Here is a 24,849-nt window from a genome sequence, read left to right as displayed (position 1 = left end):
AAATTATAAGCAAACAGGCAGTTAAACTTATCCTATATTTTTTAATTTCCATCTGGCTTTTCAATTTCTGTAAAAGGTGTTGGGTACCATTTAAAACTTTCGAAATCATCTGGCTGAGCAGGATTAAAATCCTTAATATCTTCCCTTAAAAATTTAGCTAGTGGCAACTGAACTTGCTTAATGCCATAAATAACACTTTGTGCAATCTGATACCCTCCATAAGGATTAAAATGAGTGTTATCTTTTAGTTCCTTAGTTTGATTTGGGAACGTATTGGCAGGATAATGAACAAAGGCATTAATCGATTTTTCAACTCCCATTGCTTCGTACAAGGTACGTGTGTAGCTATGCAGGTCTATTAAAGGAATTCCTTCCTCTTTGGCAAGTTTACGCATAGCATCAGGGTAGTCGCCATGGGTATCCACTATTTCCCCTTCTTTATTAAAACTACGACGTTGTGTTGGGGTTATAAAAACAGGATTTGCCCCTTTTTCCCTGGCTTTTATTAAGAAATGCTTCAATCCTTCAGTAAAGTTTTGGTAGGGCCCTTTACCTTCGCCTTTTTCCTTTTGGTCATTATGCCCAAATTCCATAAAGATATAGTCGCCGGCTTTCATCTGTGTCAGCAATTTTTCCAGTCTGCGACGGGCAATAAAACCACTAACCGTTTCCCCGGACTCGGCATAGTTTGCAATACTGACTTTATCGTTAAAAAACAAAGGTGCAATCTGTCCCCAACCAATCCAGGGTTCATAATCCTGATCCACTACAGTTGAGTTAGCGCATAAAAACACAGTAACAACATCATCTACAGGAGTAATCTCAATAAAATCAACCTGAGGTGCTTCCCCGTTAAACTCAAACGAAAGATGACTATCCCAGTTCAGTTTGTTTTGTTCCCTCTTTTTTATTCTAACAACTCTTCCTTCACTGATAATGGTATCTCTTTTATTGATGTTAAAATATACATCCTTAAATTCTCCTTTAGCGGTTACAATACCATCAAAAAACATCCGGCGTGATTCTCCTCTGATAACCGTATGCCCTTCCTTTTGATCGGAACCCACACGAACATGTACCCTGTAGTTGCCATCCGGAACATTTTTAAAGAAGATAAAACCATTATCGGCAATACTTAATGGATTGTTTATTTTATAAGGGTTATTTTCTTCTTTACATGAAAAAAGAAAAACACTACATATGGTTAATAATATACTGATTGTTGCTTTATACATTCTAAATTATTTTATCTTATAAACTTCAACTCCTGCCAATAAAAAACACCCAATACCGTAATCTTCAAAATCCGGCATTGAATCATATTTAACCGGCTGACCATCCTTTGGTTCTTTACCAGTTCCCTGAACATAACCCAGGAAGCCATTTTCATGAATACAATCTTTAGTTATGGAATTCCATGCCTTTGTTATAATTGGCAGGTACTCATCTTTTGGTAAAAGTCCATTATTTATACCCCAGGCCATTCCGTAAACAAACAAAGAGGTTCCTGTTACTTCTTTTCCACCGTAATTTTTTGGATCATGTAAACTCACATTCCAATAACCATCATTTCGCTGACATTTAACCAACGCCTTAGTCATGGCCATAAAATCTTCCACATAATCTTTATAATGTTTTTCATCTGCCGGAATCTCACTCAAAACCCTGACCAAGGCTGCATATACCCATCCATTTCCTCTGGACCAATAACAGTCTTCACCGTTGGGCTCTTTGTAAGGAGGAATGAAGTCACCATCGCGCCACCACAAATCATCTTCTGCATTATACAATCCCTTACCTGCCATTTGGTTACGACAGTACTCATACATATCCCACATTTTATCCCAATATTTTGGTTCATTCAATGTAGCTCCAAGTTTTGCAAAAACAGGCATTCCCATCTGAATAGCATCTATCCACCACCAATCGTCATTCTGCGGGGTATTAACCAACATATCCAAATTAGCCCGCACTTTTCTGATGCAAACAGGCTCCTGATTTAACCTATATAAATCAATATAGGTTTGACCCGCACAGTAATCATCTGCATTACGGGTTACGGTACCATCTCTGTATCCCCATTTATGAAAAGCAGCCCAATCGTAGGCATAACGATAATACTCCTCTTTAGGCAAAATAGAATACAGTGCCATTAATCCTTCATAATAAACACCCCTTGTCCAAATATTGCTGGGGCGAACCCTTCCAACATTTGATGTTGCGGTATAGTCGCTATACTTTTCCATAAAGTAACTATTCACCTTAACAATAGATTTAAGGGCATCCTCCCTATCAATATCTTTCTGACTTTGTGCCAAACCCCAAAAACAACTCAACGCTGTTACTAAAACAATAAATCGTACTTGTCTCATTTTTCTTAACAATCTAATTACTTGTTTCCTTATCTTTTAAATTATCACAAAGCTATCATACAATAATAAAAGGCACATAGAAAATCATACAGAAAACATTAAAAATAATACATGTAATTTACAAAAATATTATTTACATTTATTGTCATTTATTTCCACTTATTAACACTTAACCAGCTAACACTTCCCATTTTGATATATTTAATGATACGGACAAACAATGCGAACAATAACACATACTTCAACCAATTTATCCATGATCACAGCCGGACATTATGAGTATCTTTGATCTAAAATATAAAACAGCACCCTATGTATATAAAAATCATATTTTCTGCGGCCCTACTTACTACAATCCTTATCGGCTGTAACCAAAACAACCTTAAATCAAAATCCGATATTCAAAAACCCAATATAATATTTGTTCTTGCTGATGATTTAGGATATAACGATGTGGGATATGCAGGTCAGGAACAGATTAAGACCCCACACATTGACCAACTGGCCAAGGAAGGGAAAGTGTACACAAATGCTTATGCCGGAGCCCCTGTTTGTGGTCCTTCACGAAGCGTATTAATGACAGGACAACACACGGGACATACAACAGTCAGGGGAAATTCTACTATTGTTGGCGGAATTCCAGGAAAAAAAGGAGACAAAGTGGTTTATAGGGCTAATTTGTCTGACTCTGACTATACAGTGGGTAACTTAATGCAAGATGCCGGTTACAAAACCTGCCTGGTAGGAAAATGGCACCTTGGAGGATACGATTCAACGGCAACACCAAACCACAGAGGATTTGATGAATTTTATGGCTGGCTGACCAATAAGCCGCAAACATACCAAAGCACTTATTGGCCGCACAAAAGGCTGAAAAACAATAACATGATTGATATACCCCAAAACGCCGAAGGAAAAAAAGGGTATTACCACACTGATATGTGCACAGATGAAGCCATTGAATTCATAACCCAAAATAAAGATTGCGATCAGCCATTTATGTTAATGCTGTGCTATTCAAACCCACACGCCCCCCTGGACGCACCAGACAACGCCATTTACAACAATAAAGAATGGCCTGACAATATGAAAACCTACGCCTCTATGATATATCACCTCGATAAAAACATAGAAAGACTAAAACAAACTCTAATCCGGGAAGGACTAAGTGACAACACGATTGTTTTCTTTTGCAGCGACAATGGCCCCAGATCAAATTACTCCGACAAATTAACTGAAGTTGTTGACTTTTTTGACTCAAACGGCCAATTAAGAGGCTACAAAAGAGACATGTACGAAGGAGGAATAAGGACACCAATGATTGTCTGGTCTCCAAAAATGATAAAAGCTGGCAGCAAATCTGAACTTCCCTGGTACTTTGCCGACATCATGCCCACTTTTGCTGAAATTTCCAATTTTAAAACCGATTTAATGAAAACAGATGGAATCAGCATCTACCCTTCAATTATAGACAACCCTATGCCAAATTCGCCACGCTTTTTATATTGGGAATTCTTTGAAAGAGGATACAAACAGGCCGTAAGATATGGAAAATGGAAAGCAGTTGTTATAGGAGGTAAAATGGAATTATACGATCTGTCAAATGACATTGGCGAACAAAATAACATTGCCGATAAACATCCTGAAATCACAAACACAATCAAAGAATATTTATCCGAATGCAGAACCGAATCACCATTTTGGCCGGTGAAAAATTGATAAAAAAGGATAATTCAAAAACCATAACCCATGTCGATATTTGATAACAATTGACTATAGCTGATACACAATTCCATGCCAAAAACCCTTAATATTGCAAGGTTTTATCCATCCTGTATTAAATAACAGGTTTATGGATGGAAGTCCATTCTGATAGTCTCTCACATCATTATTTTTGTATTAGTTAAAAATGATGAGAACTATAAAAGACAATATTATTACAATGAAAAATCCCACTTCAAATACAATTAAGTATTCATTGTTTGCTCTAATAATCCTCCACTCATGCTTTACGCTTGGGGCAATGGATAATTTGCAAAAAAAAGAGAAGAAAAATAAAAAAAACACAGCTGAAAAAGAACTAATAATTAACGATAGCAACACGCCTCTTCATTTGCTCCAACCTGAATATACATTTGATTATCAAGTTCCATCTGTCCAAAAAATTGAAGGACAAATGGAGCGCATTTTAAAATACCTTTCTGCTGCTACCCCTACAGAGATTGTAGACAGGAAAAATCAAAACACAATATCAGACTACCAGGCTATTAACAGAGATTGTGAACTGAAAAAAGGGGATTTCAGGTTAACCTCTTATGAGTGGGGAGTTACCTACGCCGGTATGTTAAGGATGGCTGAAGTTACAGACAACTATGCTTACCTTGATTACAATCGCGCACGTTTTACTCTATTAGCCGATGTGGCTCCATATTTTGAAAAAATACTAACCGAAACAGGAATTATCGACCCGGCAATGACCAGCGTCCTTCAGCCTAAAGCCCTTGATGATGCAGGGGCGATGTGTGCTGCCATGATAAAAACCACCCTGTTCGACAAGTCAACTGACAACCTGCAAGGATTAATTGACCGATACATTGATTATATTATGTATCATGAATTCAGGCTAAATGATGGCACTTTAGCAAGAAACCGACCACTTTACCACTCTGTTTGGCTCGATGATATGTTTATGGGCATACCTGCTTTGCTACAAATGGGTAAGCTAACCAGAGATTCAAAATACACCGACGAAGCAGTAAAACAAATCCTGCTTTTTAAAGAGAAAATGTTTGTTGAGGAAAAGGGACTATTCCGTCATGCATGGGCTGAAGGACTTAATCCCCAACCATCCTATTTTTGGGCCAGAGCCAACGGTTGGGCATTGCTAACACTTTGCGAAGCTTTGGATGTACTGCCTGCAAAACATCCGGAAAGAAAGCAGATTTTAGATCTATTTCAAACTCATATTCAATCACTGGTTCAAATGCAATCAGGACAAGGTTTATGGCATCAACTTATAGATAGAAACGACAGTTTCCTTGAAACATCAGCTAGTGCAATTTATGTGTATGCCATGGTTCACGGCATTAACAAAGGATGGTTAAACGGTCGCGTATACGGCCCTTCTGCGGTATTGGGATGGAATGCATTATCTGAAAAAATCAATGATAAAGGCCAGGTGGAAGGCACATGTGTTGGAACAGGTATGGGTTTCGACCCTGCTTATTATTACCACCGTCCGGTAAGCAAATTTGCAGCACATGGTTATGGACCAATGCTACTGGCCGGTGCAGAAATGATTGAACTATGTAAAAACTGGTTCCCCAAAATGAACGACAGTGCTGTTCAGTTTTATAGCCAGACACAACCGTATACTGAACCCATCTTTGGTGTAGGAGATCCAAGACATCCTCCGTATTTAAAAGGGGGAAGCACCCGCAAAGGGGACAATCCTGTTGTTTTTGTAATTGGTGATTCAACTGTTAAAAACGGTCGTGACAGAGGAGATGGCGGTCAGTGGGGATGGGCCAGCTTTTTTGAACAATACTTTGATACAACAAAAATAACTATAGAAAATCACGCTTTGGGCGGAAGAAGCAGTCGTACTTTTTTAACAGAAGGATTATGGCAAAATGTGTTGGATGGACTAAAAGAAGGCGACTATTTATTTATACAGTTCGGACACAACGATGGAGGACCCTTTAACACAGGTAGGGCGCGAGCTTCTATAAAAGGTGCTGGAAATGAATCCCAGACTTATATCATGGAAGCAACAGGAGGACCTGAAACTGTATATACTTTCGGTCATTATATGCGCCACTATATTAAACAAGCCAAGGCTCAGGGAGTAAAAGTAATAGCTTTATCACATACTCCACGAAACAATTGGGAAGATGGAAAAATGGCCCGGGTGACTGAAACATATGCTAAATGGACAAAAGAAGTGGCTGATGCCGAAGGGGTTTGTTACATTGACTGTAATGATCTTTGTGCTACTGCATATGAAAAAATCGGAGAAGAAGACACCAAGCCCTATTACAAGGATAACGTACACACTTCATATATAGGAGCCATTTTAAACGGAAATACAATAGCCAAAGCAGTTTACACCCTTGAAAATTGCGACCTGAAAAATTACATGCTTGAAAAGATTATTGAAAACCCTACAGCAACCGCCCCATATCCCCTATACAGGGATCCCGTTTTCGATGGCGCAGCTGATCCGGTTGTTATCTGGAACGAACAAGAACAAAAATGGTTCATGTTTTATACCAACAGAAGAGCCAACATGGAAGATTCAAAAGGTGTTGAGTGGGTTCATGGAACACCAATCGGCATTGCTGAATCAACAGATGGAGGCCTTACCTGGAAATACAGAAGCAATGCCAACATAAATTACGGAGAAAAAGACGTTACATACTGGGCGCCCGATGTTGTTGAAGACAATGGAACATATCACATGTTCTTAACCATTGTGCCAGGCATTTTCAGTGACTGGAGTCACCCACGGCATATCGTTCACCTTACCAGTAAAAACTTAATCGACTGGGAATATGAATCAAAAATAAACCTGGTATCTGATAAGGTAATAGATGCAGGCCTTGTTAAAACACCAGAAGGAAAATGGAGGATGTATTACAATAACGAACGTGCCAACAAATCCATGTATTATGCCGAAAGCGAAGATTTATATAAATGGGAAGACAAAGGCAAGGCTGTTACTGATAAACGTGGCGAAGGGCCAAAGATATTTTTCTGGAAAGACAGGTACTTTATGATTATTGACAGCTGGGATGGCTTAACAGTATACCAATCCAAAAACCTGGATAACTGGCATCGCCAACAGCAGCCAATTCTTCAAAGGCCTGGTACTGGAACTGATGATAAGGTAAAAGGAGGTCATGCAGATGTTGTAGTGAACAACGGCAGGGCTTACATATTTTACTTTACCCATCCCGGACGACAAGAAGGCGTAAAAGAAGATAATTATGAAACCAGAAGAACATCAATTTTAGTCAGTGAACTGCATTACAAGGATGGTAAGCTGACATGCAACCGAAATTTACCGGTTGATATAAAACTTGTAAACCCATAATTAAAACAGCCTCTATACTGAACAAGAATCTAAATTTTGAAAATAGCACTAATATGAATATGAGACATGTCATGAGAAAGACTCCTTACGCAGGAGAGTGATATTTTTCCGGCGAGTTCCATATTGCAAATTGAAGAAAAAAAATAAACACATGAAACTAAGAATCATAATAACCTCAGCCATAGCAGTAATACTAGCAATTAGTTGCATACAACAAAAATCCCAAAAGGTTAATATCTTTATATGTGGTGATTCAACTGCTCAAAGCTATAATCCATCCAAAACAGTAATGAGGGGATGGGCTCAGATGCTTCCTGAATACTTTGATAAAAACGTTAACATTATCAATAAAGCCAAAGCCGGGAGAAGCACCAAAAGCTACCTTGCAGAAGGCAGATGGCAAGAGGTTCTTGACTCAATAAAACCAAATGATTATGTCATCATACAATTCGGGCATAATGATGCTTCGACAAAACCCGAAAGGCATGCCTCCTACCCTGATTACAAGAGCAACCTTTTAAAAATGATTAAAGAAGCTAAAGCGAAGCAAGCTCGCCCAATCCTGGCTACTTCTATTGTTATGCGTACTTTTAAAGACAATGCTTTAATTGACGATCGCTTAAAAGGTTATCCTGCTATAACCCGACAACTTGCAGACTCATTAAACATCCCTTTGATTGACACATGGTTAAAATCAAGAGATTTGGTTATCATGATGGGTGATGAACCATCAAAGGAATTATATATGTGGATTCCGGCCGGGGTTGATTCCATCAGACCTGACGGATCTCAGGATGACACTCATCTACAAGCACCTGGCGCACATGCCATCGCTAAAATCGTTGCTAAAGAAATTAAAAAACAAAATCTAAAAGATATTGCTGAATATGTTGTTATCCCGTAATCATTTGAGAAACATTTTACTGGTGATCGTCCTGGCACTTTATAGCTGCCAGCCGAACGTAAATTGGCCTGAACAAACTACAGAGGCTAAACCGGGTGCCCGCTGGTGGTGGATGGGAAGCGCAGTAGACGAGTCGAACCTGACAAAAAACATGGAGGCTTATGCCGACGCAGGGATTGGTTCGCTGGAAATAACCCCAATATATGGAATCCAGGGAAACGATTCCAATGAGGTGGATTTCCTCTCTGAAAGATGGATGGAACTATATCGCCACACGGTAAAAGAAGGAGAACGATTGGGGATTAATATAGATTTAAATACCGGTACCGGGTGGCCATTTGGAGGGCCTGATGTCGATATCTCTGATGCAGCCTCTCGCCTGCTTGTTAAAGAATATAAAGTATCCGCTAACGAACAGGTAAATTTAAACATTGTACCAGATGAAAAGAAACAACAAGAAACTTCGAAACTGGCTTGTTTGATAGCCTGCTCAAATGATGGTCAGACTATTGACCTGACAGCCCGGGTAAAGGAACAAACACTAAACTGGAATGCTCCCCAAGGGAACTGGAGATTAATTGCCCTGTTCGAGGGAAATACTTTTCAAAAAGTTAAACGTGCCGCTCCGGGAGGAAAAGGCCTGGTTCTGAATCACTTTTCAAAACCTTCGGTAACAAAGTACCTCAGCAAATTTACCAATGCATTTCACGATCACAACGCCCCTGTACCCCATAACTTTTTTAACGACAGTTATGAAGTGTACAAGGCAGATTGGACTCCGGGTTTATTGCAAAGTTTTGAAGATAAATACGGTTACAAAATACAAGATTACCTGCCATTGTTCTTAAGCCAGGAAAGGAACGATACCATAGCAAGAATTATTTCTGATTACCGGGAATTGTTATCAAACCTATTGCTTAATAACTTTACCATTCCCTGGACAGAATGGGCTCATGGATTAAACAGCAAAACACGTAACCAGGCACATGGATCGCCAGGGAACCTGATTGACATATATGCAGCCGTTGACATTCCGGAATGCGAGGGGTTTGGACTGTCGGATTTTAACATTAAAGGGCTAAGGAAAGATTCCATGACCCGACATAACGATTCTGACCTGTCCATGCTGAAATACGCATCCTCGGCAGCACATATTTCAGGAAAAAAGTATACCTCATCTGAAACATTCACCTGGTTAACAGAACATTTCCGCACGTCATTCTCTCAATGCAAACCGGATCTGGACTTAATGTTTGTTTCCGGGGTAAATCACATGAACTTTCATGGTACAACTTATAGTCCCCAGGAAGCAGCCTGGCCGGGATGGAAATTCTATGCATCAATAGATATGAGCCCGACAAACTCATTGTGGCGCGATGCAAAACCTTTCTGCGATTATATTTCAAGAGTGCAATCGTTCCTTCAAATGGGCAAGCCCGACAATGACTTTTTGGTTTACCTCCCTGTTTATGACTTATGGCACGAACAAGAAGGAAGGCTTTTGATGTTTGATATTCACAAAATGGAAGACAGGGCTCCTGAATTTATTGATGTGGTTCATAGAATCAGTGAAGAAGGATATGACATGGATTACATTTCAGATTCCTTTATCAGGACAACCGAAGTAAAGAACAACCTGCTTGTTACATCGGGAGGAAGCAGTTACAAAGCCATTATCATTCCTTCTGTTGATAAAATGCCAGCTGATGTGCTCAACAAACTGTTAGATTTAGCTAATAAAGGGGCTAAAATCGTATTCCTCGATAATTATCCATCAGACGTCCCAGGTTTTGCAAAACTTTCTGAAAGAAGAAAAGACTTTAGTGCAAGCCTCAGCAAACTACCAAAGGTTAACTTTGAAAACAATACATCCTCTACTTTGGGAAAGGGGCAAATCATCACAGGTACTGTTGAAAATAACGTATTACATAAAACCGGAGTTATAGCCGAGGAAATAAAAACGGTAGCTAAGCTTAATTTTATCAGACGCCAAAACGAAGAAGGCTTCCATTACTTTATTTCTGCCTTAAAAGGTGAAGACACTGACATGTGGATCAACCTTACAGAAACAGTAGAATCCGTATTGTTTTTCAATCCTCTGAACGGGAAAATCGGAAATGCTTCAATAAAAAACACAGATGGTAAAACAAAAGTCCGAATTCAGCTTAAATCGGGCGAGTCGGTTATCATGAAGACATACAATAACAAGAAAATTTCTATTGATCCATGGCCGTATATCCAGGAATCAGGAAACCCATTTATCCTGAAAAACAACTGGAAACTGACTTTTAAAGAAAGTATCCCGGCAATTGCTGATACCTTTTTATTACCACAACTAATACCCTGGACACAGTTAGAGAATGAAGTTGCCAAAGAAAACATGGGTACTGCAGTGTACTCTACCTCATTTTCAGTAAACAAACAAAATGCTAACGAATGGTTATTGGATTTAGGTGATGTACGAGAAACAGCCAGGGTAATTATTAATGGCCAATATGTACAAACACTTTGGTCTGTCCCTTACAGGCTATTTATTGGTGATTATCTAAAAAACGGTTTAAATTCTATAGATATTGAAGTCACAGGTTTACCAGCCAACCATATTTCCAGTCTCGACAAAAAAGGTGTTGAATGGAGAATATTTAAAGAGATAAACTTTGTGGACCTGAACTATAAAAAAACAGGATATGCCCATTGGGAGACCATGCCGGCCGGATTGAACAGCCAGGTAAAACTTATCCCCTTAAACTTAAATAATTAACAACAACTAGTATGATTAAAATTTTTCTTACTGTATTAACAATATTTGCTTTCGTAAGCTCATCGGCAAATGCTCAGGGCGACAATGCGATACCGGAATTTGAATGGATGAAGAAAGTGGGTGCGCAAACTTTTCCTAAAGCGGAGAAAGTATTTAATGTTAAAGATTTTGGAGCAGTTGGTGATGCCATAAAAATGGACACAAAGGCAATACAAAAAGCCATTGATGAAGCGGAAAAAGCAGGAGGAGGAACAGTAACCTTTCAACCTGGAATTTATTTAACAGGTTCACTATTTATTGGAAACAACGTAAATTTCCAGATACCAAAGGGAACGATGCTTATAGGCAGTCAAAACATTGAAGATTACAAATACATTGATACCCGCGTGGCCGGAATTGAAATGAAATGGCCTGCTGCCTTAGTTAACATCATTGGCAAAAAAAATGCAGCTATTACCGGTGACGGCGTAATTCATGGCAAGGGGAAAGTGTTTTGGGACAAATACTGGTCAATGCGCAAAGATTATGAGGCGAAAAAACTTCGATGGATAGTTGACTATGACTGTGACCGCCCAAGAGGAATACTCATATCCTATTGTGAGGATATTACCGTTAACGGGGTAGTATTGTACCAACCCGGATTCTGGAGTCTCCATATCCTTTACTCCAAACATGTTACTGTTGATGGCGTTATTATGAGCAACAATATTGAAGGCCATGGCCCCAGTACCGATGGCATTGATATTGACTCATCCTCTTTTATCCTGGTTCAAAACTGCAGTATTCATTGTAACGATGATAATTTTTGCCTGAAAGCAGGAAGAGACAGTGATGGGTTAAGGGTGGACCGCCCATGTGAATATGTTGTTATCAGGGATTGTGTTGCCGGATTAGGAGCCGGATTATTTACCTGTGGCAGCGAAACTTCGGGAGGAATACGACACATTGTTGCCTATAACCTAAAAGCAAAAGGAACTACTTATGGATTAAGGTTTAAGAGTACCATACAACGAGGTGGGATTATTGAAGATATCTATTTATCAAACATCACCATGGAAAATGTAAAATATCCGCTAACAGTAGACTTAAACTGGAATCCGGCCTATAGTAATTCTTTGCTTCCTGAAGGTTACAACAGAGATGAGCTACCGGATCACTGGTTAAAAATGCTTGAACCTGTTGATCCTAAAATTGGCACTCCTAAATTCCAAAATATGACATTCACAGATATTAATGTCAAAAATGCCCAAACGGCCATTATTATTGGAGGTACTAAAGAGAGCACGATTGATAATTTTACATTTACAAATGTTTCATTTGAAGGAGAAAAAGCGGGTTATATTAAATATGCTGAGAACTGGAAATGCAATAACTTTACAGTAAATGGCAAGGATGAATTAAAACTTGAAAAAACTAAAAAGATTAAGTTCTAAAAACTATTTCATGCTATAAAATTATAATAAATAAGCCTCTTTGTATCCTTGAATCCAGATGATTATTCGATACAGGCAGACTTTATTATTCTTTTTGAAAACTAAATAATTATGCGACATATCAATTTTATCATTTGCATTTTACTGTTAATTCCAATTGGATTATCAGGCCAAAAAACACAACGCCAATACTTATCCGGAACAGGTTTAAACAACACCGTAACATGGGACTTTTATTGTTCTGATGGGCAGAACAGTAAAAAATGGAGCAAAATTGAAGTGCCCAGCAACTGGGAACTCCAGGGATTTGGAGAATATACTTATGGGCGTTTCTATAAAAAGGGCGAAGAGCCCTCTAAAGAAGTAGGTACATATAAATATAGTTTTAAAATACCCAAGGATTGGAATGAGAAACAAGTTTCCATCATTTTTGAGGGATCAATGATTGATACCGAGGTATTTATAAACGACCAAAAAGCAGGAGATACCCACCAGGGAGGTTTTTATCGTTTCTCGTATGATATTACAAACAAGATTATCGCAGGCAAAAAGAATGAACTAAAAGTGATAGTTCATAAACATTCGGCCAACAACAGCATCAATAACGCAGAAAGAAAAGCTGACTGGTGGACTTTTGGTGGAATTTATCGTCCGGTGTATCTTGAGGCAAAACCACAAACGGCATTTAACCAGGTAACTGTCAATGCCAAAGGAGATGGAAGCCTTACTGCCGATATCAAGCTTTCAAATGCCTTGAACAATGGAAAAATTACAGCTACAATCACCCCTTTAACAGGAAACGCATCTTTTAAAACAAAAAACTTTACCATAAACAACAATGATTTAAACCAACAGATAAAGACTACATGGGATAACATCATTGCCTGGAATCCTGAAAACCCTCAGTTATATGTGTTGGATTTAAAATTATTGGATAGCAACAACAAGACTATCCATGAATGGACTTCACGGGTTGGCTTTAGAACTATTGAATTCAGGGCAAAAGACGGGATTTATATGAATGGCACCAAAATAGTGATGAAAGGTATCAACCGCCATTCGTTCCATCCCGAAGGAGGCCGGACTACCAACAAGAAAATCAGCATCATGGATGTTCAGATTATGAAAGACATGAATATTAATGCGGTGCGTTTCCACTATCCGCCAGATCAACATTTCCTGGATGTTTGTGACTCGCTTGGGCTGTTTGTTGTTGATGAATTAGCCGGATGGCAAAACTGCTACGATTCAGAAGTGGGACCCAAATTACAAAAAGAAATGGTTACCCGTGATGTAAACCATCCCTGTATTGTTTTATGGAGTAACGGAAACGAAGGCGGATGGAATTATAACCTTGATAAGCATTTTGCTGATTATGATCCACAAAAAAGACATGTGATCCATCCATGGGCAGATTTTAACGATCTTGATACACACCACTACCCTACATACTTAACCGGCGTGGCCCGCTTCACAAACGGATATAAGGTATTTATGCCTACTGAGTTTATGCATGGCATGTACGACCAGGGACATGGTGCAGGACTTGAAGATTTCTGGGTTAACTGGACTTCTCACCCTCTTTTTGCAGGGGCTTTTATGTGGGCCTATTGCGATAATGCCGTAAAAAGATCTGACAAAGGGGGCATTCTTGATTCGGATGATTTCAGATCGCCTGACGGAATTGTAGGACCATACCGCGAAAAAGAAGGTAGTGTATTTACGGTTCGTGAAGTATGGGCTCCCATCCAGTTTAAACAGCTTTATATCACACCTTCATTTGATGGTACATTCAATATTTCGAATACGTACATTTACACCAACCTGAAGGATTGTAAAATGAACTATAAACTGTACAAAATAGACAGTCCGCTAAAAGGTAAACTTAAAAAGGAAGTTGGTAACGGTACAATTGGGCTTCCGGACATTGCTCCAGGAGAAACCTCAAAAATCACTATGAATATTCCGGAAAACTTTTTTAATGCAGATGTATTGGAAATTGAAGCATTTGACCCATCAGGACGTTCTATTTGCAACTGGAGTTGGCCAATAAAATACAACGGAGCTTATCTAAAGGAGCAACTAACCCTTTCTGCCTCCCAGGAAAAGCCTTCTGTAACTGAAACCGATTCATTGGTTGTTTTGGCTGCCAATGGTGTCGAAGTATCATTCAGCCAGTCATCAGGACAAATCACATCTGTTAAAAACGAAAAAGGAAGTCTGCCTTTCAACAACGGACCTGTCCCTGTTGGAATGAAAGTGAAGTTCCAAAGTTATTACACTACACAAATTGACGAAAATGCATGTTTAGTAACCAAATACCTTGGAGCTATTGATTCTATTGTATGGACTATGAACAAAGACGGCATTTTAAAAATGGATGCCGTAATGCTTAACCGAAGCAGGGGTGGCAAAGGATTTGATGATGCCTTTACTGATCCTGAAGTTCATAATTTTGGCTTAACCTTTTCATATCCTGAAGAACAGGTAAAAGGAATGGAATGGTTTGGTCGCGGACCTTACAGAGTTTGGAAAAACCGTATTAAGGGAACAAACTATAGTTTGTGGCAAAAGGATTATAACAACACCATTACCGGCGAAAGCGAATTTGGTTTGGTTTATCCCGAATTTAAAGGCTACCATGCCAACTTATATTGGGCAACAGTACAATCAGAGAATGCCCCATTTACAGTGTATGCCGAAACAGATGGTGTATTTTTAAGAATGTTTACTCCTGAAGAGCCTAAAGGACGTATGAATGGAAGACGCACCATGCCCGCATTCCCGGAAGGTGACATCTCATTTTTATATGACATTCCGGCCATACAGTCATTTAAACCCACTTCACAACAAGGTCCTCACAGTCAACCGGGACATATCAGGATCAAATCGGGTGATGAAGGCATCAGGATGAAATTATTATTTGATTTTAGGAAAAATTAAAAAACAAGGCAGACAATCTAAAAAGGCTATAAGCTGTATAAACTAATGTTTTATAGAACAATACGGCAATTAGATTCGAAAAAGTGTTAGAGTTTGACAAATTCATTGCACTAAATTCAATTTTTTATAACCATTTTTGTCTGCCTGAACCTTTATAACAGGAAATAAGAATTTAAACAAGAATACCATGAAGAATTTAGCAAGTTTACTACTACTATCTATTGTAATTGCAACCACAAGTTGCCAGTTCTTTGGAGGCGATAATAGTAAATCACAATCCGGAGAAACTAAAAATGCAGATGGAACCATAATTAAAACCAAGCATTTTAATAATGACCCCAATGGCCCTGTTGAATGGAAAGTAAGTGTAAAGGTTAAAGAAGACGGTAGTACCATCCGCCATGGTTTAAGTACCAGATACTCTAAAAACGGTAAAGTCTACGAAAAAATAAACTATGTAGACAACAAGAAGCATGGTTTACGTTTAACCTACCATTCTACAGGTAAGGTTTGGAAAGAACAAAGCTATGTAAACGGCAAACTGGATGGACTATGTAAAAGATATGATCGTGACGGGAATCTGGCTGCTGAATACAGCTATAAGAGCGGTCTCCCTGCTGTTGGCTTAAAAGAATATACCAATCTGGGCAAAGAAAGGGAACAACCAACCCTTAATGTTACTAAGGTAAATGAAATTGCCACGGCCAACCGATATGTTTTAAAACTGTCATTAGCAGGCGAAAACCTTAAAAGAATTAAATCGGTAGAATATTATATGGGCGACCTGATTGAGGGCAAATACTACCATAAAAACCTTACTCCTGCCAAACCTATTTCTGGTAAAAAAGGAGAATTAAGGTTTGGGGTACCTAAAGGTCATGTTTTAGATAAAACGATTAATGTAATTGCCGTAGCAAAAAATTATGATGGTTTATCCCTGATACTTCAAAAAAAGGTAAGTATCAGCGTAAGGGGTATATAGAACCAACACTACGGTATTACCAACAGCATAGGCCATTAAATGGATCAGTCAGATTCATTTAATGGCTTTTTTTTACCCAATTTTTAACCTTATATCAATAATAATCCTCCTGATATACCATCACAATTTAGATATTGCAACTTCTTAATAAGCATACTAATTATTTAAACAAAACTAAAATGAACAGCATTGACACATTTAAGAGGCAAGGAATATTTACTCTATTTTCTGCCTTTATGTTATTAACTGTGATGGCATGCAATAACCAAAGCAACAATACAGTTCAGGAAAAAGCCCCCGAATCCACACTCCCCTTAAAAGTAGGAAATCCAACCATCAGGGACAAATACACTGCGGATCCGGCTGCATTGGTTTATAACGACACCGTATATTTATATGCCGGACACGATGAATGCCCTGCCCGTCAACATTACTATCTTATGAATGAGTGGCTCATTTACTCTTCTACAGATATGGTAACCTGGACAGAAAAAGCAACATTACCGGTTAGTGCCTTTAATTGGGCCAAAGGAGATGCCTGGGCAGCCCACGTTATAGAAAAAAATGGCAAGTTTTACTGGTATGTAACTGTGTCACATGCAACCATAGGAGGAAAGTCTATTGGCGTTGCGGTTGCTGACCACCCTCTAGGCCCTTGGAAAGATGCTTTGGGGAAAGCATTAATCACAAACGACATGACTAAAGCCCCTTTCCAGATTGATGTGGGCGGTGGCAAAATGCACGATATGACCTGGGATGATATTGATCCGGCTATTTTTACTGATGATGACGGTCAATCCTATATTTTCTGGGGAAATACCAGCTGTCATTACGCCAAACTTAAAGACAACATGATTGAACTTGATGGTCCCATTATGGACATTAAATTGCCTAACTATACGGAGGCTCCCTGGGTCCACAAAAAAGGCGACTGGTATTACCTGAGCTATGCCTATGAATTCCCTGAAAAAACAGCCTATGCCATGAGCAAAAGCATTGATGGTCCCTGGGAATTTAAAGGTATTTTAAATGAGTTGGCTGGAAACAGCAACACCAACCATCAGGCTGTAATCGAATTCAAGAACAAGGACTACTTTATATATCACAACGGCAGCTTACCCACAGATGGAGCAAGCTTCAGGAGATCGGTATGTATCGATTACCTGTATTACAACCCGGATGGAACAATGAAAAAAGTAATCATGACTACTGAGGGTGTTGATGCTGTAAAGTAAGAACATATTAATAAGAACCATATATCAAGCCCGATTTATGTATTATAAAATCGGGTTAAAGGGAGCCCAATAAGCTCCCTTTGCTATGATTGTATCCTCAATTTTGATCCTGATCAGTATCCTTCTTTTTGTTTCACACTGGATAATTCTTAAAAAATCAAACATCAGTGATGAATCCCATAACGACAATCCTCTAAATATTTTACAACAAAATATTTTTTATTGAATTAATGTTTTTCCTGAAGAATGCAAGTGCCCTTGTTATATGATCTTCAACTGTTTTCTCTGAAATACTCAATTTTTGTGCAATCTCTTTATTTGACATTCCTTTATTTCGTGAAAGCATAAACACATCTCTTCTTTTTTGAGGCATTTTCGATAGGAAATATTCTATTTTTTCTGTTAAAAAAATAAAAGATACATCTTGCTCTGTTGAATCATTTTTGCGATTATCATCTTTAGTCAATAATTCATTAATATACTTTCTCTCAGAATCCTTCTTTCTAAAAAATGACAATACTTTGTTTCTTGTCATAGTAAACAAAATAGCTTCCAGTTTTGTATCATCTTTTAATGTATGCCTTTTTTCCCATAAACTTAAGAACACATCATGTACAACATCATAAGATTCCTCTCTGTCTTTTAATAACGACAGTGCAAAACCAAAGATCCTGTTCGAATAAGAATGATATATACGATCTATATATATTTTCTCACCACGTTTAAGTCCTTTTATTAATATTTCATCAGTGAATAATTTCATCGAAATTTTCGTTCAGAACAAACCAATTAAAATGATAAAACCTTTTGTTGAATCGATAAAGTTGTAATGCAATATTAACATTTTTAAACAATATCCACCAGAAATAATTTCCTCAATCACAACACCACACCGATATACTCCTAATATAGCGCACTTTACAAGGCACACTTTCTTTTATCCTCAAAAAAATCCACTTTTTTCAAAAAAAATTCCGGGGTAAGCCAACCCTTGTGCGTTTACCTTATATCTATTACAAAAAGTTATGAAATTACTATTAAAGAAATATATAGAAGGTAATTGTAGTGCTTCAGAAAAAAAGCAAATTGAAGATGCATTAACAAATGAAAAGATATCTGCAGAACTTCAATACGCCCTTGAAAAATTATGGAAAGAAACTACAATAGTTCAAGCAGAAAATAACTCAAAAGAAAGTAATCTTGTGCTTGACCGTATTCACCATAGTATAAACATAAAAGAGAACAAGAATAAGACGAATAGTTTTATTACTCGCTATTTAAAATATGCTGCTGCAGCTATTATATTCATAACAATAAGTGTTGGCGCTTGGTATTCCGGATCAGTCGGATTATTTGAGAAAGAACATATTTATACTGTAAATGCTCCAGTAAAGCAGTCCTCTCAAATTTCACTTCCTGATGGTACAATGGTATGGTTAAACTCCGGTAGCTCCTTAACCTATTCCTCAAAATACGGACAAAACACCCGAACAGTAAAACTTCAAGGGGAAGGTTTTTTTGATGTCAAGAAAGACAAACAACATCCCTTTATTGTTGCAGCAAATGATGTTAAAGTAACTGCATTAGGAACTAGCTTTAATGTTAAATCGCATGATAATAACGACAAAATCATTGTGACACTTGAAGAAGGCCGCATTAAAACGGTGCGGGGTTCTGAAGAAAAAATACTAAACCCTGGCATGCAAACCATTGTCTCTAAAGAAAAAATGGAAGTACTTGAAGTTGACACAAAGCTTTACACCTCCTGGCATCTTGGCAAAATTAGATTTAAAGACGAATCATTACTCAACATTGCACGACAACTTGAAAAGGTTTATGACATCAAGATAAAGTTTGCTTCTGATTCTATTAAAAATTATAGGTACAGAGGAACCTTTGATACAGAAAATTCGATCTTTAAAACACTTGAAATATTACAATTATCAACGAATATAGAATATACAATAGATGATAAACAAATCGTATTAATACAGAAATAAAAAAAGGAGTCAGCTACCACTGACCCCTAAAATACTTAGTAAACAGTCTGTTTTCCGACGACAGACATATTTAATCACAGTAAACATTACAAATTTATGAAAAAAAATGAATGTTTACCACGGAACCATAGTGTAGTTCCATGGTATAAAAAACCTATTAGGGTTATGAAAATTTCCGCTCTATTATTATTATTGGCGACATTTATGATCCACGCAGAATCATCGCTTTCTCAAGTAAAAAGAGTAACCATTGATTTATCTAATGTTACATTATCTGATGTTTTTGATGAAATAGAATCTCAAACGGAATACAACCTCTTCTACAATAAAAAAACAATTAATGATCAAGCAATTGTTAGTATAAAAGTTGAAGATGAAATGGTTGCAACTTTGCTTAAAACACTTTTGTCAGATAAAGATGTTGATTTTAAATTACTAGATAATAGTATTATCATTGTTGATTCAGAAAAAGTAAAAACTTCTCCAACATCACAAGTTCAGCAACAAAATCTATCAGTTACAGGAAAAGTTAGCGATGAAAAAGGTGAATCTATGCCTGGAGTTTCTGTTATTATAAAAGGGACAAGTACAGGGACTATTACTGATATTGATGGCAATTTCATTTTAAATGCTGAAAAAGGCAGCACTCTGGTATTCTCATTTATTGGCATGGAATCGCAAGAAGTTGTAATTGAAAATACTAATATCAACATTAAGATGCAATCTTCTCTAATAAACCTGCAAGAAGTTGTTGCTATTGGCTATGGTTCTATGAAAAAGTCAGACCTTACTGGTGCTGTTGTAAGTGCAAACATGCAAGACTTTAGAAAATCGCCTAACACAAATTTAGGACAATCTTTACAGGGCTCAGTACCTGGTTTAAATATAGGACAAGTTACAAGTTCGGGATCAACTCCAAGCATATCAATTAGAGGTGCCAGTACAATATCTGGTAATTCTAATGTTCTAATTATTTTAGATGGAGTCCCATATAACAGTTCTTTATCTTCAATCAATCCTGATGACATTGAATCAATTGATGTATTAAAAGATGCAAGCTCAACTGCTGTTTATGGAGCTCAAGCGGCCAACGGTGTTATATTAATTACGACCAAGAAAGGCAAGATTGGTGAAGGACCTAAGATTACGTTATCAAGCTCATATACAACTCAAACTCCAACTGTGGATTTAAGGCCAATGAACAGAGAAGAATATATCGATCATGTTAGAGATTTATATTGGGATAAAGCCTACCTCGAAGATGGCTCATTAGATCCGGAATATGATGTTGTTGATGATTTTCAATCAGTCTTTATTGATGAAGAAAGTGGTCAACTTTTAGAAAATGATTATGATTGGTGGGATAAAGGAACAAATCCCGGTTTTATTAAAGAATATCAGTTAAGTATTGCAGGTGGCGGCAATAAAGTTAGTTATTTGATTTCCGGAGGCTTAACGGATCAAAGTGGTTATGTAATCAATGATGATTTCAAACGAAAAAGTATTAGAATAAACTTGGAATCTCAGGCTACTTCATGGTTAAAATTAGGTGTTCAAAGTTTTGGTTCTTTCGTTAATAAAGATGGTGCTGAACCCAACCTTTGGCGTTTAATGACCCAATCACCCCTTCTTGTTCCTTATGATGAAAACGGAGACATAATACCATATCCATTTAACACACAAGACACTAACCCTTTCATGGGCAGTGAAGTAGATGATTACGAACGTCATAATTACTTTTTTGCAAACATATATAGCGAAATTGACATCCCTTTTATCAAAGGATTATCATATCGGTTTAATTATGGTAATAACTATAGAATAGACAAGCAGTATAATGCAAGTGAATACGGTGCTAGTATGGCAGGAGAAGCTTACAAGAATTTCAATGAGTATTATGATTACACGTTTGATAATATTTTAACATACAACCGAAATTTTAACAATAACAGTATAACTGCAACATTGTTATATGGAGCTGTAGATAGAAAATACTCCTACACAAGTGCTATGGCAAATGAATTTAGCAGATTAAATTTAGGCTATAATAGCCTGGAACTCGGCACAAACCAATATACATACTCTGACGCTTGGGACGAAGCTCTTAACTATCAGATGGCTCGAATCAACTACAAGTTCCAAAATAAATACTTGTTAACCGCTACTGTAAGAAGAGATGGATTTTCTGGTTTTGCAGAAAACGAAAAATACGCCATCTTTCCATCTGTTGCTTTAGGATGGGTTATCACTGAAGATATCAATACTCCTCAATGGATTGAATATTTGAAACTGCGAGGAGGCTATGGAATTAGCGGAAATCAAACAAGTAGATATAATTCGTTATCCAGAATGTCAACTTTTGATTCGTATGTTTTTGGGGATGGTGGTACTACTTTAATTGGCCAGGAAGTTTCATCTTTAGGAAACTCTGACTTAAGGTGGGAAAAAACCGCTGGAATTAATCTTGGTATAGACTTCTCACTAGTTAACAGTAACATTAGTGGTAATATTGAATATTACAACAATAAAACAAATGATCTTTTATTTAATGTTGCATTACCTAGTATGTCTGGTTTTAATAATATAAGTACAAATATTGGGGAGCTTAAAAATACCGGATTTGAACTAATGCTGACTTCTCGAAACATTAACAAACAAGATTTCAAATGGAGTACAACTTTATCATTTTCTACAAACAAAAATAAAATTATTAAGCTCACTGGTGCTGACAATGATGGAGATGGCAAAGAAGATGATTTAATAGCAAGTAATCTATTTATTGGCGAATCATTGGGTACTATCTATAATTATGAAGTAGATGGTATTTATCAACTTGATGATGAAATACCTGCAGGTTATTATGCTGGAACATATAGAATTGTTGATCAGGATGGTGGTGACTATGAGATTACTACCGATGACAAAGTTATTCTTGGTCGCTCAGAACCAGCATACCGAGCAAGTTTAATGAACAAACTTGAATATAAAAGATTTTCATTAAGCATATTCTTAAATACAATCCAAGGTGGAAAAGATGGATATATGGGTAATAATTCACATGCAATTTCCAGAGGTACCAATACATTAATTTGGAATTACATAAGCGATATTGACTATTGGTCTCCTGGTAATCCTAATGGCGAATATCCACAATCCGTTTCTACACCAACAATAACTCCAAGGGTATATTACGATCGCAGTTTTGTAAGATTACAAGATGTTATATTATCGTACTATGTGCCTAGTAAGCTATTAAATAAAATAAATGTCAAAGACTTAAGCATATATGTTAATGGAAAGAACTTAGCCACATGGACCTCATGGAAAGGTTGGGATCCAGAAACTGGATCTGGATTAGATACAGGAGGAAGACCTGTTATGAAGGGATATTCATTGGGATTCAATTTAACATTCTAAACAAAGTAGCATCATGAAAAAAATTAAATATTTAATTATATTATTCTCCATAGTCTGTTTAAACTCTTGCGAAGATGACTTTTTGGAAGAAAAGCCTCAAGACTTTTTTAGTGCGGAAAACTCTTTTGTTACTAATGATGACTTTGATGCTTCAATTAACAATTTATATGGATTGACTCGTCGAGAATTTTTTGACCGCGATGAAAATCATCCATTCGATTATTTATATGGAACAGATATAGTATTTGATGGCGAACCACAGCAAAGTGCAAACCGCCATTCTCCAATGCGAACAGCTTATGATCCAACTGGTAGAATTGCTAAAGATCATTGGGGATTACTATATAAAATTGTAGCTGAATCTAATACAGTAATAGATAGAATAACTGATACTGAATTAGATGAAGCGAATAAAGCAGCATATAAAGCCAAAGCTTTATTCTTTAGAGGATTAGCATACAGAACATTAGCATACCTATATGGAGGTGTACCATTAATTTTAAACGAAATTAAAACACCTAAAGATGATTTTGTAAGAGCTAGTAAAGCAGATGTATTAAATCAAGTAATTAAAGATTTAACAGAAGCGGCAAATAACCTTCCTTCCATAACCAATGTCAATGATGGTGAGATACATAATTTAGCAGCATACCATTTACTTTCAGAAGTGTATATCTCTGTCGGAAAATATCAAGACGCAGTAGATGCTGCAACTTTGGTAATTGACAATCCTAATACTGCATTAATGAAAGATAGGTTTGGATCAAGAACTTCTGAAACCGATAAAGATGTTTATTGGGACTTATTCCGAGTAAATAATCAAAATCGTAAATCGGGAAATACTGAAGGAATATGGATAATCCAATTTGAAACAGATGTATCAGGAGGCAATTTATTATCTACATCCAGAAGAGGATTCATGCTAGAACGTCATCACGGACCTTTTGTTAGAGATTTAAAAATTGGTGATGATAAACCTTTTTCCTGGCCAGTTGGTGATTACTCTGGAGGTAGAGGAATTGGATGGGCAATCTCTACAGAATATTTTTCTAATACTATTTGGGAGAGTGATTTTGATAATGATATGAGAAATGCCAATCATAACTTTGTCAGAGAGTTTATAAGTACTAAATCAAGTTCATCTCATTATGGAAAAATTGTATCTACTGAAGATCCTGCCTTAGCAGATAAAGTTCCTTCCAGACAATTTTATGCTTATCAATCGAAATGCACCACTCCTTACAATCACCCTGAAAATGTATATTCAAACACTGAAACTTATTCATTGAAAGGGGTTGCTGGTTCTACTTATACCGACCAATATATGTTCAGATTGGCCGAGACTTATCTTTTAAGAGCAGAAGCATACCTTGGTCTATCACAAACTACAGAAGCTGCTGCTAATATTAACGAAGTACGCTCTAGAGCCAATGCAAATCCTGTATCTCCTGAAAATGTAAATATTGAATATATTTTAGATGAGCGTATGAGAGAGCTTGGTGTTGAAGAAAAGAGGAGATTGACCTTAATGCGTTTAGGTAAATTATATGATAGAATTCAAAAGTGTAATCCTTTCTATAGAGATATGACTGATGGAATGACAGAAACATATAACCTGTGGCCAATCCCAGCAAGTGAAATAGAAGCAAACATAGGAGCTGTATTGGAACAGAATCCTGGATATAATTAAGATTCGTCCTTTCTTGC

The 24,849-nt window shown here is 37.3% G+C and carries 13 protein-coding genes and 1 pseudogene; 11 read left to right on the top strand and 3 right to left on the bottom strand.

What is annotated here, in order from left to right; translation table 11 throughout:
- Window positions 1-41: 41 nt before the first annotated feature.
- Both OM074_RS15000 and OM074_RS14995 read right to left on the bottom strand, forming a co-directional pair.
- Entirely contained in the window at window positions 42-1,235 is a 1,194-nt protein-coding gene (locus OM074_RS15000) for a rhamnogalacturonan acetylesterase (RefSeq protein ID WP_301200873.1), read from the bottom strand.
- A 6-nt stretch (window positions 1,236-1,241) separates the two neighbouring features.
- Window positions 1,242-2,372 (bottom strand): glycoside hydrolase family 88/105 protein, encoded by a 1,131-nt coding sequence (locus OM074_RS14995; protein WP_301200871.1) that lies wholly within the window; start codon window positions 2,370-2,372, stop codon window positions 1,242-1,244.
- Between the two features lie 312 nt (window positions 2,373-2,684).
- Between OM074_RS14995 and OM074_RS14990 the strand changes: the two genes are divergently transcribed.
- The 8 genes and pseudogenes from OM074_RS14990 to OM074_RS14955 all read left to right on the top strand — a co-directional run bounded on the left by OM074_RS14990 (window position 2,685) and on the right by OM074_RS14955 (window position 17,725).
- Window positions 2,685-4,091, top strand: a complete 1,407-nt coding sequence (locus OM074_RS14990; RefSeq protein WP_301200869.1) for an arylsulfatase — start codon at window positions 2,685-2,687, stop codon at window positions 4,089-4,091.
- A 190-nt stretch (window positions 4,092-4,281) separates the two neighbouring features.
- Window positions 4,282-7,467, top strand: coding sequence for a glycoside hydrolase family 88 protein (locus OM074_RS14985; RefSeq protein WP_301200867.1), 3,186 nt, complete (start codon window positions 4,282-4,284; stop codon window positions 7,465-7,467).
- 151 nt (window positions 7,468-7,618) lie between these two features.
- Complete coding sequence (locus OM074_RS14980) at window positions 7,619-8,371, top strand: rhamnogalacturonan acetylesterase (protein WP_301200865.1); 753 nt, start codon at window positions 7,619-7,621, stop codon at window positions 8,369-8,371.
- Between the two features lie 4 nt (window positions 8,372-8,375).
- Window positions 8,376-11,132 carry an alpha-L-rhamnosidase gene (locus OM074_RS14975; RefSeq protein ID WP_301200863.1) on the top strand — a complete coding sequence of 919 codons (2,757 nt, stop codon included), beginning with the start codon at window positions 8,376-8,378 and terminating at the stop codon, window positions 11,130-11,132.
- 11 nt (window positions 11,133-11,143) lie between these two features.
- Window positions 11,144-12,220 (top strand): annotated as a pseudogene (locus tag OM074_RS14970) (glycoside hydrolase family 28 protein); the annotation flags it as partial.
- A gap of 456 nt (window positions 12,221-12,676) precedes the next feature.
- Window positions 12,677-15,508 (top strand): glycoside hydrolase family 2 protein, encoded by a 2,832-nt coding sequence (locus OM074_RS14965; RefSeq protein WP_301200859.1) that lies wholly within the window; start codon window positions 12,677-12,679, stop codon window positions 15,506-15,508.
- 187 nt (window positions 15,509-15,695) lie between these two features.
- Entirely contained in the window at window positions 15,696-16,490 is a 795-nt protein-coding gene (locus tag OM074_RS14960; RefSeq protein WP_301200857.1) for a toxin-antitoxin system YwqK family antitoxin, read from the top strand.
- Window positions 16,491-16,669: 179 nt separating this feature from the next.
- Window positions 16,670-17,725: a glycoside hydrolase family 43 protein gene (locus OM074_RS14955; protein WP_301200855.1), complete on the top strand. Its 1,056-nt coding sequence runs from the start codon at window positions 16,670-16,672 to the stop codon at window positions 17,723-17,725.
- Window positions 17,726-17,927: 202 nt separating this feature from the next.
- Here OM074_RS14955 and OM074_RS14950 read toward each other — a convergent pair whose 3' ends face one another.
- Entirely contained in the window at window positions 17,928-18,488 is a 561-nt protein-coding gene (locus tag OM074_RS14950; protein WP_301200853.1) for an RNA polymerase sigma-70 factor, read from the bottom strand.
- A gap of 262 nt (window positions 18,489-18,750) precedes the next feature.
- Here OM074_RS14950 and OM074_RS14945 point away from each other — a divergent pair, with 262 nt between their 5' ends.
- The 3 genes from OM074_RS14945 (at window position 18,751) to OM074_RS14935 (ending at window position 24,832) form a co-directional block, all read left to right on the top strand.
- Window positions 18,751-19,725 (top strand): FecR family protein, encoded by a 975-nt coding sequence (locus OM074_RS14945; protein ID WP_301200851.1) that lies wholly within the window; start codon window positions 18,751-18,753, stop codon window positions 19,723-19,725.
- 165 nt (window positions 19,726-19,890) lie between these two features.
- Complete coding sequence (locus OM074_RS14940) at window positions 19,891-23,142, top strand: SusC/RagA family TonB-linked outer membrane protein (protein ID WP_301200849.1); 3,252 nt, start codon at window positions 19,891-19,893, stop codon at window positions 23,140-23,142.
- Between the two features lie 13 nt (window positions 23,143-23,155).
- Complete coding sequence (locus OM074_RS14935; RefSeq protein ID WP_301200847.1) at window positions 23,156-24,832, top strand: RagB/SusD family nutrient uptake outer membrane protein; 1,677 nt, start codon at window positions 23,156-23,158, stop codon at window positions 24,830-24,832.
- Window positions 24,833-24,849 lie beyond the last annotated feature (17 nt).

It is taken from the genome of Plebeiibacterium marinum, assembly GCF_026013615.1.
Classification (GTDB): domain Bacteria; phylum Bacteroidota; class Bacteroidia; order Bacteroidales; family Marinilabiliaceae; genus Saccharicrinis; species Saccharicrinis marinus_A.
This window is presented reverse-complemented; position numbering and strand designations above follow the sequence as displayed.

Excerpts from the sequence above, each read along its gene's own strand:
- OM074_RS14990 (WP_301200869.1), top strand. The coding sequence starts at position 2,685 with ATGTATATAAAAATCATATTTTCTGCGGCCCTACTTACTACAATCCTT.
- OM074_RS14985 (WP_301200867.1), top strand. The coding sequence starts at position 4,282 with ATGATGAGAACTATAAAAGACAATATTATTACAATGAAAAATCCCACT.
- OM074_RS14940 (WP_301200849.1), top strand. The coding sequence starts at position 19,891 with ATGAAAATTTCCGCTCTATTATTATTATTGGCGACATTTATGATCCAC.
- OM074_RS14945 (WP_301200851.1), top strand. The coding sequence starts at position 18,751 with ATGAAATTACTATTAAAGAAATATATAGAAGGTAATTGTAGTGCTTCA.
- OM074_RS15000 (WP_301200873.1), bottom strand. The coding sequence starts at position 1,235 with ATGTATAAAGCAACAATCAGTATATTATTAACCATATGTAGTGTTTTT.
- OM074_RS14950 (WP_301200853.1), bottom strand. The coding sequence starts at position 18,488 with ATGAAATTATTCACTGATGAAATATTAATAAAAGGACTTAAACGTGGT.
- OM074_RS14935 (WP_301200847.1), top strand. The coding sequence starts at position 23,156 with ATGAAAAAAATTAAATATTTAATTATATTATTCTCCATAGTCTGTTTA.
- OM074_RS14960 (WP_301200857.1), top strand. The coding sequence starts at position 15,696 with ATGAAGAATTTAGCAAGTTTACTACTACTATCTATTGTAATTGCAACC.
- OM074_RS14955 (WP_301200855.1), top strand. The coding sequence starts at position 16,670 with ATGAACAGCATTGACACATTTAAGAGGCAAGGAATATTTACTCTATTT.
- OM074_RS14995 (WP_301200871.1), bottom strand. The coding sequence starts at position 2,372 with ATGAGACAAGTACGATTTATTGTTTTAGTAACAGCGTTGAGTTGTTTT.
- OM074_RS14980 (WP_301200865.1), top strand. The coding sequence starts at position 7,619 with ATGAAACTAAGAATCATAATAACCTCAGCCATAGCAGTAATACTAGCA.
- OM074_RS14965 (WP_301200859.1), top strand. The coding sequence starts at position 12,677 with ATGCGACATATCAATTTTATCATTTGCATTTTACTGTTAATTCCAATT.